Genomic DNA, 13,940 nt, shown 5'->3' with positions numbered 1-13,940 from the left:
AGTAAATTAAATTATATAGAAAAAAGACGTTAAAATTAACGTCTTTTATGTTTTTATAAAGTATCTCTGTCTGTTCGCATTTTAACCTTCAAGAATCGTATCAATACGAGTCCTGCTCCAAAAAAAACGGTCATTGATAGAGCAGCGATACGCATATTATTGAAATGCTCAATAAGAGTCGCAAAGATAAATGTACCGATAATAATCGCAATTTTCTCCAACACATCATAAAAGCTGAAATAAGTGGTATTCTCCATAGAGTCTACCGGAAGCAGTTTTGAGTAGGTAGATCTGGACATAGCCTGAAGACCACCCATTACCAATCCTACTACTGCGGCAACACCATAGAACTGATATTCCACTGTAGGATTTTCTTTATTTAGGAAATAGGCCCACAAACAGGCTACTATCCATAATACGATAGCAATGGAAATTACATTTTTATTACCAATTCTTTTGGATAGCCTTGAGAATATTACAGCTCCTATAATAGCTTCAATCTGAATCACCAACAGTGTACCGATCAATTTATCCTGTGCCAGGTTGATTTCGCTTTTCCCAAATAAAGTTGCCATCAGGAAAATGGTCTGCATCCCTACGCTGTAAAAGAAGAAACTTGATAAAAAGAATTTAAGGTTTCTGTCTTTAAAAAGGACTCCCCCCACTTTAAACAATTCATGAAAACTTTCTTTGGCAATATCTTTATAAAAGCTCATATTGTCTTTTAATACCTCGAAAAAACCTCCCTGCTCTTCATGCTTTTTAAAGATATTTTTATAGTTTAACAAGACAAGGTCTTTAGGTAATTTATCTTTCACATCTCCAAATTGAGGAAGATGTTTGAACGTGTACTGAGAAAAACCAAACCACCATGCTCCGGTCAGCAAGAAGCTTATTCTAGTAAATAATAATTGTTGAGCTGCCCCTTTTGCAAAAACCTGGATCAGTATTAAACAAATTACCACCAAAACTACGGAACCAAGATACCCATACACATATCCTTTTGCAGAAAGGGCATCCTGTTTATCTTGTGTGGCAATATCCGGCAGAAATGAGTTATAGAAGACCAAACTTCCCCAGAACCCTATACTGGCGGTTATACTGAAAAGAAGGCCCAGAAATACGTTGTGCATTCCTGTAAACATAGCTAATCCCATACATGAGGTAGCCCCAAGATAGCAGAAGAACTGCAGGAATGATTTTTTATTTCCAATGGTATCTGCTAATGAAGATAAAAATGGAGAAAGCAATACCACTACAAAAAATGATATTGTTAAAGAGTATCCATACACGGCATCCGGTTGATATTCTTCTCCAAAAATTTTGATCATGTGCCTTACCGGAACATCAATCCATTTTTTTGTTTCCGTTACATATTCCTTCTTTTCATACGCAGTGGTAAGAATAGAATAATATATAGGAAAAATAGTAGAGGTAATAACCAGAGAGTATACAGAATTCGCCCAGTCATATACTGCCCAGGCTTTCATAATCTTCGGATTATTTTTTATGTTTTTAGGCTGTCGATTCTCAGTTTCAGACATTTCAGTTAAATATTAGTAGCACAAAAATAGAAAAACCATTAAGAAATGAATAAGTTTTTAAAAAAATTATCCATTCCTTAATGGTAATGTATTATCAGACAGAATATTAGATATTCTCAATCACGATTGCAGAAGCACCACCACCACCATTACAGATAGCTGCGGCACCATATTTTGCATTATTTTGCTTCAATACGTTGATCAATGTAACGATAATTCTTGAACCAGAACTTCCCAGTGGGTGTCCCAGTGCAACAGCACCACCATTTACATTTACTTTAGAAGCATCTAGTCCTAAAATTTTATTGTTAGCCAGCCCTACTACAGAGAAAGCTTCATTAAATTCGAAAAAATCAATATCTGAAACTTCCAATCCTGCTTTCTTAAGAGCAATAGGTAATGCTTTTGAAGGAGCTGTTGTAAAGTTTTCAGGCTCATGTGCTGCATCAGCATAAGAAACGATTTTTGCTAAAGGTGTAAGCCCCAATTCTTCCATTTTCTCTTTAGAAACAAGAATTAAAGCCGAAGCCCCATCATTAAGTGTAGAAGCATTCGCTGCTGTTACCGTCCCATCTTCTTTCTTGAATACAGTAGGAAGCGTTGAAATTCTGTCGAAGTTTACCGCTTTATATTCTTCATCTTCTGCAAAGATGACAGGTTCTCCTTTTCTCTGAGGAATAGAAACCGGTACGATTTCTTCATTGAATTTTCCTTCGCTCCAGGCTTTAGCTGATCTTTTATAAGATTCCACCGCAAAATTATCCTGTTCTTCTCTTGTAATATTATAGTCAGCAGCGCATTTTTCTGCACATACTCCCATGTGTACTTTATTGTATACGTCTGTAAGACCGTCCAGGACCATACCATCGAGCATTTTGATATCACCCAGTTTTGCAGCGACTCTTGCATTATAGTAATGAGGTACTAAGGACATATTCTCCATACCACCTGCAACAATTACCTCTGCATCACCTGCTTTAATAGCCTGTGCAGCCATTGTTACAGCTTTCATTCCTGAAGCACAAACTTTATTTACAGTAGTAGAAGGTGTATGTACTGAAAGACCTGCTCCAATAGCTACCTGACGAGCCGGTGCCTGACCTTCTCCTGCCTGCAGTACATTCCCCATATAGATTTCCTGAACATTATCAGGATCAAGACCAATTTTATCTAATGCCCCTTTTACGGCAGCGGCTCCCAGCTTTGTAGCCGGAACGGTTGATAAGCTTCCCATAAAACTCCCCATCGGAGTTCTTACTGCGGAAACAATGAATACTTCTTTCATGTGTATAATTTTATTTTGATTTTGCTTTTGCATATATCAGCTCTATCTGAGAGTTCCCGATACGTGTCTGTATTTGTAAATAGTTGTCCTGAGTCTTCGTAATGGTATTGCTGAAGACATCACCCACCTTTATGCGATCATTTAGAGCTGTTTTCTCTATGACTATGGCTTTATAACTACAGTCATTCAAAAAAACAAGCGATGATTTTATATAGTCTTTTCCATTATTAAAATATTCCGTTTGAACATTATCTTTAATGGTCATATTCCAAATTCCGGCAGGATAATCTACGCGAACAAATCTTCCTTCTTTTATACTGGAACATCTGGCCGGGTTATCCGGTTTTTTCAGTTCAAACCTCTGAGCTTTAACCTGCGAAACACCCAGTAATACCATCATTACCGGAAAAAATTTTAAAAGTCTCATATCTGTGTTCTATTATTTACTTTTTTATTGCTTCCTCCGGCAATCATTAGTAAAGCTCCCAGAAACTCTACTATCCAGCCCCATTTCAGTTTTACTACTCCTGCAAAGGTTTCTCTCCATGATTTAAAAGGTAAAAAGCTGAAATAATCCAACGACTGCATTTTTACTGCTATCAATGTGAATATAAAAAATAGGATCAGCAGAATACCAAAAAATCTTACGATTTTCGTATTGTTATTTACGATTCCAAAGACAGCACATGCTGCCAAAAGCCAACATGTAATGGCTAAATAATGGTCAAGTTTCCAATAGTTCCAATTTCCGATAATAGGTACATGTACCAAAGGTAAAAAGCTTCCTATAACCACTAATAATAGTCCTAATAACTGAATGTTTTTCATATTTACTAAAGTGCCAAAATACGAAAAAAAACACATTTCCAAATGATGTATTTCAAAAACAGAACATTCATATAAAAACAATAATTAATAACAAATAATCCTTATCAAAAATATTGATTTCACAAATAAATAAGGCATATATTAACAAATACAAAAATTCAAATTATGATTTATCATCTGTTTTTTATGCCCCCATTTGCAATTTATGGAGACTAAACTTATTACCTAAAAGGTCCATAATAAAAAATTGCACTTTCATGACAAAAGCGCAATTTTTTATTTTTATGATTAATTGAATTAATGCTTTATTGAAGACAGATCTTCCGGATTGTGCTTATGTCTAAACAGAATGGCAAAGAACACAGCAAGAACCAGGGAATAAATAGCAAAAGAAAGCCATATCTGCTGCCAGTCTTTCACCATGACCACTGAAGAAAGAGTTCCATCAGCATTCACTACCGCATTAAAACTTGTTTTTAAAATCTCTAAGAAAGTAGGATTATCTGCTGTTGTATCTAAGTACGCAGAAAGATCTGTAGCAGTGGTAAACTTATGGGTAAAGAACTTATCTATAGCCCATCCTGCAATATAGCTTCCAAAAACAGCTCCAAAACCATTGGTCATCATCATAAATAACCCCTGAGCTGAAGAACGGATATTCTTATCTGTAGTAGTCTCCACAAAAAGAGATCCTGAAATATTAAAGAAGTCAAAAGCCATCCCGTATACAATACAGGAAAGAATGATTAATGATAATCCATAGCCATCCGGAACACCGTATGCAAAGAATCCAAATCTTAATACCCACGCCAGCATAGACATCAACATTACTTTCTTAATTCCAAATTTTTTCAGAAAGAAAGGTATTGCCAAAATAAACAGGGTTTCTGAAACCTGGGAAATAGACATAATAATGGTAGACCTTTGTACTACAAATGAATCTGCATATTTTGGAAAGTGGGCAAATTCACTTAAAAAGACGTCCCCATATGCATTGGTCAGCTGAAGCGCTGCTCCCAAAAGCATTGAAAATAAAAAGAACAATGCCATTTTATAGTTTCCAAACAGCTTAAATGCATTAAGCCCTAATTGCTCAGATAACGGAGCTGTTTTGTCTATTAATTTTTGTGGGGGACATTTTGGTAACGTAAGGGCATAGATTCCTAAGACGATTGCTATTGCTCCCCCGATATAAAACTGTCCTTCGGTTGCTTTATTCCCGGTAAGGTTTGTAATCCACATAGCCACAATAAAACCAATAGTTCCCCATACACGGATTGGTGGAAAATCTTTTACTACATCCAAATTATTGTTTTTAAGGATAGTGTAGGAAATAGAGTTGGCAAGGGCAATGGTAGGCATATAAAAACACATTGCCACGAGCATCACCGAAAAGAAAGAATTAGGGTCAGCAGAATGTGGCAAAATGAAAAGAATAGCCCCGTAAAGGATATGCAAAACTGAGAAAATACGCTCGGCGTTTACCCAACGGTCAGCAATAATCCCAGTAATGGTAGGCATAAATATGGAAGCAATTCCCATTGTTCCGAAGACAGCTCCAAACTGTGTTCCTTCCCAATGTTTTGTGCCAAACCAGAAGTTAGCCATCGTAATCAGCCATGCTCCCCAGACAAAAAACTGGAGAAAGCTGAGGATGGTCAGTCGTAATTTTAAATTCATAGTTTATATAAAGTATCTCTTTTAATCAATTTTCTTTTTCCTCCTCTTAATTTCTTCCTGAATCTCAAGAGCAGTATCATAATCTTCTTCTCTAACGGCATCCTCCAATAATTTCTGAAGCTCCTCCATAGAAAGAGATGTTAAATTGTCTTCATTCTGCACAGTTTCTGAAAAGCCCTGCTCTTCTTTTGCTACATCTTCCAGTTCCAGTAAAATTCCGGCTTCATTTAAGACCTGTTGGGTCGTAAAAATAGGCGCATCAAATCTTACTGCCATTGCAACAGCATCAGAAGTTCTGGCATCGAGGATTAATTCTTCCTCGGTAGTTTTACTTTTAAAGTTGATGTTTGAAAAGAAAACACCGTCTACAATTTGATAAATAATAACAGAAACCAATTCATAATTGGCAGAAACTATAAATTTTGTGAATAAGTCATGGGTAAGAGGACGTGGCGGATGAATATCTTTCTCCAGTCCTAAAGAAATGGACTGGGCTTCGAAATTTCCTATAACAACAGGTAATTTTATGTGTGTTTCTTCATGCTCCAATAACAATGCGTAAGCCCCCGATTGGGTCTGACTATACGATATTCCGCGAATAATTAGCTGCTTATAATCCATAGCTACAAATATAGATTAATTTTTTATTGTGATTTTACTTTTTCACACAAAAATAAAAGCCCGGAAGCCGAGCTTTTATTGTATTGTGTATGACAATCAATGGTCAATAGTCAGGTTTACTTTGCAAGTGAATATTAACATTAACAAGCAGAGCTCACTGGTTTATTTTCCATTCATTTTTATCCTTTTATTGCTTTGATTTTCTCTGTTAATGCAGGGATAATCTGGAAAGCGTCTCCTACTACTCCATAGTCTGCAGACTTGAAGAAAGGTGCTTCAGCATCACTGTTGATGACAACAATAGTTTTTGAAGAGTTTACTCCCGCCAGGTGCTGGATAGCTCCCGAAATCCCTACGGCAATGTAAAGATTAGGTGCAATAGCTTTACCTGTTTGTCCTACGTGCTCTGTGTGAGGTCTCCATCCGATATCAGAAACAGGCTTAGAACATGCTGTAGCAGCTCCTAAAACATTAGCCAGTTCTTCAATCATCCCCCAGTTCTCAGGTCCTTTCATACCTCTTCCCGCAGAAACTACAACTTCTGCTTCTTTAAGGTCTAATTTTCCTGAACTCTGCTCGTGAGAGATCACTTTAGTATCTTCATTAGCTACTGAAAGGTTCTTCACTTCTTCTGAACCGGATACTGCATTTTCTTTTACTCCGAAAGCGTTTTGGGAAACAGTAACAATAACTCCGTTTCCTTCAGCCTTTGCATGCATAAATCCTTTTCCTGAGAATGCTTTTCTTTTTACCTGGAAAGGCGAAAGGCTTTCAGGGGCTTCCAAAGCGTTAGTAAGTAAAGAATAGTTCTTCATTACTGCAAGCATTGGAGCAATTGAAGAAGCATCGGTAGTATGAGGGAAAACGATAATGTTTCCGTCTAATACTTCACTTACAGCCTGAGCATATGCTTTTGCTGAAAAGCTCTTAAGACCTTCGTCTTTGATATTGATTACATTAGATGCTCCATATTTGTATAATAAATCTGAAGAATCGGTAGGGTTCACGGTGATTGCTGTCACTGTATCGCCAGCTTTATCAGCAACAGCTTTAGCATAAGAAACTGCTTCAAAAGCTGCTTTTTTGTAAACTCCGTTTATATTTTCTGCGTATACGAATACTGCCATTTTTAAAATAATTTAAAGATTAAAAAATTAAAGGATTAAAAGATTGGATTCAGAGATAAGATTGGGTATCTTCTGCTTCTGATTTCCATATCCCAATTTTTAGATTACCTTAGCTTCTTCGTGAAGTAATCTTACCAATTCATCTAAATTGTCCGGAGAAACCATTTTTACAGCAGCTCTTGGAGGAACGCTATCATAAGATACTCCCTGAACTTTCACTTCAGAAGAAGTAGGTTCTACTACCTGTAAAGGTTTTGTTCTTGCAGACATGATTCCTCTCATATTTGGAATAATAAGGTCTTTTTCATCTACTAATCCTTTCTGACCTGCAATAATTGCCGGTAGTTTTACAGAAATAGTTTCTTTTCCACCTTCAATTTCTCTTATAGCAGTTGCTTCGCTTCCATTAACGTCTAATCCTACTGACGCGTTAACGAAAGGCTGGTTGAGCAATTGAGCAACCATTCCCGGAACTGAACCACCGTTATAGTCGATAGATTCTTTCCCGCAAAGGATAAGGTCATATCCTCCGTTTTGAGCTACAGCAGCGATTTCTTTCGCTGTAGAATAGCTGTCTTTAGGATCAAGGTTTACTCTTACAGCATCATTTGCACCAATCGCCAGAGCTTTTCTGATTACCGGTTCTGTAGCAGCGTCTCCTACGTTAATTACAGTTACAGTAGCTCCTTGAGATTCCTGAAGCTTAACCGCTTTTGTTAACGCAAATTCATCTAAAGGGTTAATTACCCACTGAATTCCGTTTTTGTCGAAAGCAGATTTATCTGCTGTAAAGTTAATCTTCGAAGTAGTATCCGGAACACTACTAATACAAACTAATATTTTCATGTGTACTATTTTATTTTTTCCCTTTTATGCACAAAACCAACAACGGTTTATGCAGAGATTTTGTTTGAATTAATTTTTGCTAATATAAATAAAAAATATATTATGCATGCATAATACTTACTAAATTATTATTCAATACATTAGAAGTATTTACTTTCCTGGTTTTGTTGCTCTAAACTCTATTTTACTAGGCAAAACCCTAGGATTCATCTTTAAAATATCCAATATAAGATTTCCCATATCTTCAGGCTGAATCTTCCAGCTGTCTTTTTCTGATGGTGTATTTCCGTTAAAATGAGTGGCCACAGATCCGGGCATAATGACGGTAGATTTAATATTATATTTTCTTAAATCAATCATTGCTGCCTGGGTAAATCCTACGACTCCAAATTTTGAAGCATTATAGCCTGTTCCATTCTCAAAAAAGTTAGCTCCCGCTAAACTTGAAATGGTAATATAATAACCTTCTGTCTTTTTCAGTTCTTCAACAGAAGCTTTTAGGGTATAGAAAACACCGGTAAGGTTGGTTTCTATCATATCATTCCATTCTTCAGCTGTCAGCTCGTCTACAGGCTTAAAAATACCTAATCCGGCATTGGCAATAACAAAATCCAGTCTTCCGAATTTTTCCAAAGTATATTGTATAGCTTCCTGTTCGCTTTCAAGGCTCCTTACATCAGAAACAATCCCTAACACATTTTCAGAATACTGCTTAAGCTCTTCTTCAGCTTTCAGAACATCATCTCTTTTTCTTCCTGAAAATGCCACCGAGATACCATTTTCCAGCAATATTTTCGCAATCCCAAAGCCTATTCCTTTAGTTCCTCCTGTTATATAAGCTGTTTTATTTTCTGACATAGCATAAAAAATTTAATGCTCTAAAATAACAAAAACGCTCCAATTGGAGCGTTCACTGATACTAAGATTTATCAGGTATTATTTTTTTATAAATTTCTCTGTCGTTTTGCCCTCTTTCGTTTCAATATTAATGATATAGCTTCCTGCATTCAGGTTTCTTACATTTACTTTATCTCCGTCTAGATCTGCAACTACTTTTCTTCCGCTGATATCATAAACTTCCACTTTGTTTACTTTTTCTTTAGATTTAATCGTAAGAACATCGGATACAGGATTAGGATATAGAGAGGTCTCAACCTTAGATATCTTATTTTCAGCAGTGCCTAGTGTTCCTGTTTGCGTAATTTTAATATTGTCTACTATCAAAAGGTTTTGATCATTAGTATTAAAATGTCTAACATAGAGTTTTACACTCTGGCCAGCCAGATTACTAGGAATCGTTGCCGTTTTAGCTATTGCTGTTCTACCCGCTGTTACAGTTCCTTCAATCAAAGGAGTTTCAGTACCTGTAAATGCTGTAGCACTACTTGGCAACACATAAGCTGCGTAATGTTCTGCAAAAGCCTGAGAATCAGAAGATCCTACTAGAAAACTCAATGATAAAGTCCCAGTTGCAGGAAGTGTTATTGCTGGTGAAATTAATAAATTATCAGGAGTCAATGCTCCCACAGGTGCTGGTAACCACGATGCTGAACCTGCAACATTCCCAGAAAATCCCCAGCCATCAGAAGTTGCACTTCCTGTATAAAGCCCCCAGTTCCTTGTATCCCCGTCTCTATCAATTACGGTCCATCCAGCAGCGGTATCAAACGTTTCTTGAAACACGACTGTCTGTGCATTTAATAAAGTTAAACCTAGAAATGCACTCAATAGTAAAATTTTTCTCATCATAATTTTTTATTTTACAACAAGTTTAAGTACACCTATATTCTATTCCAAATTTAAAATGAGAAAGTTTATAAAACAATCAATAAAAAACCAAAAACCATATCAATTACTTATTAAATTCCATAAAAAATAATAAATTAATTAATAAATTCACTTGTGCCTTTTGAATAATTTGGTTTAACAAAAGAGTACTTATACTTTTCATAATTGATTTTCAACAAAAAAACGCCCCAATTGGAGCGTTTACTAATAGGAAGGTTTATCAGGTATTATTTTTTAATAAACTTCTGACTGGTTTTTCCTTCTTTTGTTTCTATGCTAAGAATATAATTTCCTGACGGCAAATTCTTTATATCAATCTTATTGCCGTCTAGCTTTACATTGATTACTCTTCCTGATATATCTAAAACAGAAACATTTTTAATATCCGAAGAAGTGATAATATTTAGAATATCCGAGGCAGGATTCGGGAATAACTTCACTTTTGTGATAAGCTCTTTCTTACCATCTGTTTTATCGGATTGTATATTCCTTAAATTCAGACGCATATTATCTTTTAGGTTTTGACTTTTTGCCTCAACCTCACCTCCCGAGCATCTGCAATCTTCTATTCCCGCTACATATTGAGCTCCGTTCTCTATATAAGTATTAGGAAGAAGATTAATACTATTCCCGGCCTTCATAGTAATATTCTGAGTTGAATTCACTTTATAATTGAGCTGTGTAGTAATGGTATTACTTGCATGATAGGTATAAGGTATATTATGCACCTCTGCAGTAGTTAAATCATATGACGTAACACAAGTACCCGTTCTTTTTGAAAGTGTAGGAAGTAATTGAGGAAAGCTGTTGGAAGCTCCCACATAAATCATACCACTAGGATAATTCAGGACATTAAGATTAATTGAGCTTTGCCCATAAACATCGGGATTTACTATTTGGCTCAGGCTGCGTCCTGCATTATAGCCAACCATATGAAAATAAATATCTCCTTTTGAGTTCCTTTGGATAGTACTGGGATAACCTAAACCATTTGTTCCCCACATTCCGTTATAAATTGGCGTGTATAACACATTGGAATTCGTAGAATTGAGCAGGTCTACAGCATAGAAGGTAGTAGTATTCCCAACTCCATAATAACCACTCACGTACAGTATATTAGCATATTGATTGAATTCGGCATTAAAAGCATCTATTCCGGCAATAGACAAATTGTAATCTGTAGTTAACAATCCTGAAAAATTATCAAAAGAGCGCACCATTCCTTCGTTTTCTTTTGTACCGGGATTGGAATTGTTTATACATATAAAGTGTGAATAATTACATGAAGTCTTTATCTCAGGAGAGGCCTTCATAGAAATTCCGTCATAACCGGTAAAAAAACCTGAAGTACCTAAATCATTCACCACAGGTGTTGTACTTAATCCTGAGCTGCTTAGGCGATAGGCGTATAATTTCTTCCCATTAGTTACTAAAACCCAATAAGAATTACCATCTGCGTGTGGAACAACTGTTACTGCTCTCGCATCATTAATTTCATTTCCCTGGCCATCTAAAACAGGAACTTTTATAAGATTCTGCACGACATCACCCAAAGGCTGCCCATTTGATCCTAAACCACCTAAAGACATATCGACTACTGAATACCGGATTATACCAGTATACATCCAGGTTGCTGCAAAAATATAATATAAATTAGGATTTGTAGGATGCTTTACAGTAGCAAGCTGAGGCCCACTATGCTCAATAAGCCCGTTAGGCATCATCTGATGCTCCCTGTTCCAGACCTCATTCCCATCACTATAAAACAACAAATTTCCGCTACTATCGCTTACTGTCGCCGATGAATTTAAATTACTCATGGCACTGCCATTTACAAACTGAGGAGTACTCCCTGAAAAATTAATTCCTACATAATAACCAAAATACCAATTGTTATTTTCTCCTTGAGCATATGCCAAAAGTGACACTGCCAAAGACATTGATAAAAAGAGCTTTTTCATAAATAATATTTAAATAGTTGATCTATTATTTACGTGCATTTTTCTCCAACATTTCAATTCGTCTATTCTGCTCATCCATGTACTTTTGCTGCTTCTCCATTTGGTTCTGCTGTTGCAATGTATACAAGGTCAGTTCTTCTACTTTTTTAAGAAGAAGAATATTCATTTCTTTAAGTTCTATACCATTTTTGATAGCTTCTTCCGTAGTGGGCACTTCCGGCAGATGTCCTTTATGATCAATATAGGCCTGCAATTCTTTTAAAGGCATCAGTTTATAATCTTTAGCAAAGACATAATCTGCCCAGCCGTTGTTAGCTGCAATTTCAACTTTTAATTTCTCAGTTTTAATCCCATCTTTTACAAACAAGCGATAGCTATCACAGTCTACACAGGTCAAAGTATTGGTTCCCATCCCTATTTTAGAGGTAGAAGAAACAAAGAAAACCTTGCTTTCGGAAGGAACATCATTTATTGGATTTAAACCGGAGTGAGATGGATATATATAAAGTCCATTAGCGTTAGAACCCGCTAGACTTCTAAAATTCTGTATAGTAAAATAAGAATCATGGTTCACTCCTGATGAAAAATAACCAAATTTAATAGCTCCATCTATCATTCTTAAATTTCCTTTACCTAAAGTAAATTTATCATAAGATTGAGCTGTCCCTACACTTACAGAACCTCCTCTGTAAATAGGATCCGTAGTCGTGTTATTACCTGTCCATTGTTGAGAAAATAAAGAATTGGCACACAAAAGTGCACATAAAATTGCGGTTGTTTTTTTCATGTTATTAATTTTTTTCTTTAATTATAAAAATATATAGAATATTTTTAACACGCAACTCATAAAAATAAAAAATTTCTTCATATTATATAATAAAAAATTGATATACTATGGAGTTATAATTTTCTCTATAAATGTGATAAAGCTTTAATTTCAGTGCATTCTCTACCATAAAACATGATTAAATTGTATAACAAAGGACAGTATAAGATATATCAAAAACACTCCAATTGGAGCGTTTACTGATTCAAAGATTTATCAGGTATTATTTTTTTATAAATTTCTCAGTAAAGGTTTTACCTCCTGACTGTATGCTCATAAAGTAAAGCCCTGGCGAAAGATGCTTTACATCTACTGTATTATTCTGTAACCCTATATCCATCTTTTTTCCGACAACATCGTAAACTTCCACTTTTTCTAATGTATTCACAGTGTTTATTTTTATAAAATCTGTTGCTGGATTAGGATATAGTGATAATATATTATAATCCACTTTATTGTCATTGACCCCCAAAATGGTTTCAGAATTGATTTTAATCTGGTCAATATAAGCCGTTCCTAAAGCATTATCATGCACAAAACGCAGCTGATCTATATTCAGCGGACTTACGGCCAGCCCTGTATAAATTAAAGTATCATTGAGATAGTATCTGATATCTGAAGCCGTTCCTATAACTTTACATCTATACCAGGTATTCGGAGACCAGGTTTCAGGAGCAGGAACAAGTTCCAAAGAGCCGGAAACCAGATTTAAAATCTTTATCACACCCGTTTTATCAAAATCAAGCCTCACCACTAATTGCTCTGCAATACTGTCAACACCCTGGAATCCAAAAACAGAGCCGTCAAGCTGAGAGATATTGATATCAAATGAAACCGAAAAATTGGTGTAAAGAAGGGGTACCGGCAAATTATAAAAACCTCCTATGACAGGCTCCGATTGGGTCCCATAGGTATTTTCTCTGACAATTTTCAGGGAAGCATTTCCATGACTGGCATGATCCTGGCTGATAACCTGGTTCATAACATGGGCTGGATTTCCTCCTGTAGGAGTACTTATCCAATTATTCTGTCCATGGATATTTGTGGCTAAAAAACCTTCATTATCTTCAAAGGAAACAGACTCCTGAGCGAAAGAAAATATTGAAAGTAAGACACATGCGATTGAGTAGTATTTTTTCATAGTAAAGTTTAAGTTTCGGAATAAAAATAAAAACTTCAAAGAATTAAAAAAATACCATTAATCAACCAGAAATCCGATTATTGTCACTAATTTACAACCCCTAAAAATCATAGCAGGATGAGGTGTTTACTGCGAAAGCTGTCTACATTTTTTACTATAAATAAAAAAATAGTAACCCGGAACAAAAAACGTTTTTGTTCCGGGTTAATTGAGGATTGCCCTTCAGATCTGTATGGGCAATTTTCTAAATCTGAATCCTCTTTTTTCAAGAGCTTATTTAGATATAAAAAAAA

Annotated in this window: 13 protein-coding genes; all 13 read right to left on the bottom strand. The window is 35.7% G+C overall.

Annotated features, from left to right (window positions below; all coding sequences use genetic code 11):
• Positions 1-53: 53 nt before the first annotated feature.
• The 13 genes from MP478_RS06805 to MP478_RS06745 all read right to left on the bottom strand — a co-directional run bounded on the left by MP478_RS06805 (position 54) and on the right by MP478_RS06745 (position 13,647).
• Entirely contained in the window at positions 54-1,544 is a 1,491-nt protein-coding gene (locus tag MP478_RS06805; protein WP_230035338.1) for an MFS transporter, read from the bottom strand.
• Between the two features lie 106 nt (positions 1,545-1,650).
• A complete protein-coding gene (locus MP478_RS06800) occupies positions 1,651-2,829 on the bottom strand; it encodes a thiolase family protein (protein WP_257188941.1) in 1,179 nt (392 codons plus the stop codon).
• A gap of 10 nt (positions 2,830-2,839) precedes the next feature.
• On the bottom strand, positions 2,840-3,256 hold the full coding sequence (locus MP478_RS06795) for a hypothetical protein (RefSeq protein WP_257199989.1): 417 nt from the start codon (positions 3,254-3,256) through the stop codon (positions 2,840-2,842).
• Positions 3,253-3,657 (bottom strand): hypothetical protein, encoded by a 405-nt coding sequence (locus MP478_RS06790; RefSeq protein WP_257199988.1) that lies wholly within the window; start codon positions 3,655-3,657, stop codon positions 3,253-3,255. Before MP478_RS06790 ends, MP478_RS06795 begins: the two co-directional genes overlap by 4 nt.
• A gap of 297 nt (positions 3,658-3,954) precedes the next feature.
• Positions 3,955-5,337, bottom strand: coding sequence for a nucleoside permease (locus MP478_RS06785; protein ID WP_230035331.1), 1,383 nt, complete (start codon positions 5,335-5,337; stop codon positions 3,955-3,957).
• Between the two features lie 21 nt (positions 5,338-5,358).
• Positions 5,359-5,958, bottom strand: coding sequence for a bifunctional nuclease family protein (locus MP478_RS06780; protein ID WP_230035329.1), 600 nt, complete (start codon positions 5,956-5,958; stop codon positions 5,359-5,361).
• A 179-nt stretch (positions 5,959-6,137) separates the two neighbouring features.
• A complete protein-coding gene (locus MP478_RS06775; protein WP_230035327.1) occupies positions 6,138-7,085 on the bottom strand; it encodes an electron transfer flavoprotein subunit alpha/FixB family protein in 948 nt (315 codons plus the stop codon).
• A gap of 99 nt (positions 7,086-7,184) precedes the next feature.
• Positions 7,185-7,931, bottom strand: a complete 747-nt coding sequence (locus MP478_RS06770; protein WP_047494853.1) for an electron transfer flavoprotein subunit beta/FixA family protein — start codon at positions 7,929-7,931, stop codon at positions 7,185-7,187.
• A 150-nt stretch (positions 7,932-8,081) separates the two neighbouring features.
• Positions 8,082-8,789, bottom strand: a complete 708-nt coding sequence (locus tag MP478_RS06765) for an SDR family oxidoreductase (protein WP_047494855.1) — start codon at positions 8,787-8,789, stop codon at positions 8,082-8,084.
• 78 nt (positions 8,790-8,867) lie between these two features.
• Positions 8,868-9,680 carry a T9SS-dependent choice-of-anchor J family protein gene (locus MP478_RS06760; protein WP_257188944.1) on the bottom strand — a complete coding sequence of 271 codons (813 nt, stop codon included), beginning with the start codon at positions 9,678-9,680 and terminating at the stop codon, positions 8,868-8,870.
• 266 nt (positions 9,681-9,946) lie between these two features.
• Positions 9,947-11,680, bottom strand: coding sequence for a T9SS type A sorting domain-containing protein (locus MP478_RS06755; RefSeq protein WP_257199987.1), 1,734 nt, complete (start codon positions 11,678-11,680; stop codon positions 9,947-9,949).
• 25 nt (positions 11,681-11,705) lie between these two features.
• Positions 11,706-12,467 carry a hypothetical protein gene (locus tag MP478_RS06750; RefSeq protein ID WP_230035320.1) on the bottom strand — a complete coding sequence of 254 codons (762 nt, stop codon included), beginning with the start codon at positions 12,465-12,467 and terminating at the stop codon, positions 11,706-11,708.
• 262 nt (positions 12,468-12,729) lie between these two features.
• Positions 12,730-13,647, bottom strand: a complete 918-nt coding sequence (locus MP478_RS06745; RefSeq protein WP_257199986.1) for a T9SS type A sorting domain-containing protein — start codon at positions 13,645-13,647, stop codon at positions 12,730-12,732.
• Positions 13,648-13,940 lie beyond the last annotated feature (293 nt).

Origin of the sequence: Chryseobacterium sp. WG14 (genome assembly GCF_024586945.1) — a bacterium.
In the GTDB taxonomy this organism is placed as follows: Bacteria; Bacteroidota; Bacteroidia; order Flavobacteriales; family Weeksellaceae; genus Chryseobacterium.
Note: the sequence above shows the minus strand (reverse complement) of the source record. Positions and strands in the feature narration are given on the sequence as shown.

Coding starts and splice junctions, on each gene's coding strand:
- MP478_RS06805 (WP_230035338.1), bottom strand. CDS start 1,544: ATGTCTGAAACTGAGAATCGACAGCCTAAAAACATAAAAAATAATCCG.
- MP478_RS06800 (WP_257188941.1), bottom strand. CDS start 2,829: ATGAAAGAAGTATTCATTGTTTCCGCAGTAAGAACTCCGATGGGGAGT.
- MP478_RS06795 (WP_257199989.1), bottom strand. CDS start 3,256: ATGAGACTTTTAAAATTTTTTCCGGTAATGATGGTATTACTGGGTGTT.
- MP478_RS06790 (WP_257199988.1), bottom strand. CDS start 3,657: ATGAAAAACATTCAGTTATTAGGACTATTATTAGTGGTTATAGGAAGC.
- MP478_RS06785 (WP_230035331.1), bottom strand. CDS start 5,337: ATGAATTTAAAATTACGACTGACCATCCTCAGCTTTCTCCAGTTTTTT.
- MP478_RS06780 (WP_230035329.1), bottom strand. CDS start 5,958: ATGGATTATAAGCAGCTAATTATTCGCGGAATATCGTATAGTCAGACC.
- MP478_RS06775 (WP_230035327.1), bottom strand. CDS start 7,085: ATGGCAGTATTCGTATACGCAGAAAATATAAACGGAGTTTACAAAAAA.
- MP478_RS06770 (WP_047494853.1), bottom strand. CDS start 7,931: ATGAAAATATTAGTTTGTATTAGTAGTGTTCCGGATACTACTTCGAAG.
- MP478_RS06765 (WP_047494855.1), bottom strand. CDS start 8,789: ATGTCAGAAAATAAAACAGCTTATATAACAGGAGGAACTAAAGGAATA.
- MP478_RS06760 (WP_257188944.1), bottom strand. CDS start 9,680: ATGATGAGAAAAATTTTACTATTGAGTGCATTTCTAGGTTTAACTTTA.
- MP478_RS06755 (WP_257199987.1), bottom strand. CDS start 11,680: ATGAAAAAGCTCTTTTTATCAATGTCTTTGGCAGTGTCACTTTTGGCA.
- MP478_RS06750 (WP_230035320.1), bottom strand. CDS start 12,467: ATGAAAAAAACAACCGCAATTTTATGTGCACTTTTGTGTGCCAATTCT.
- MP478_RS06745 (WP_257199986.1), bottom strand. CDS start 13,647: ATGAAAAAATACTACTCAATCGCATGTGTCTTACTTTCAATATTTTCT.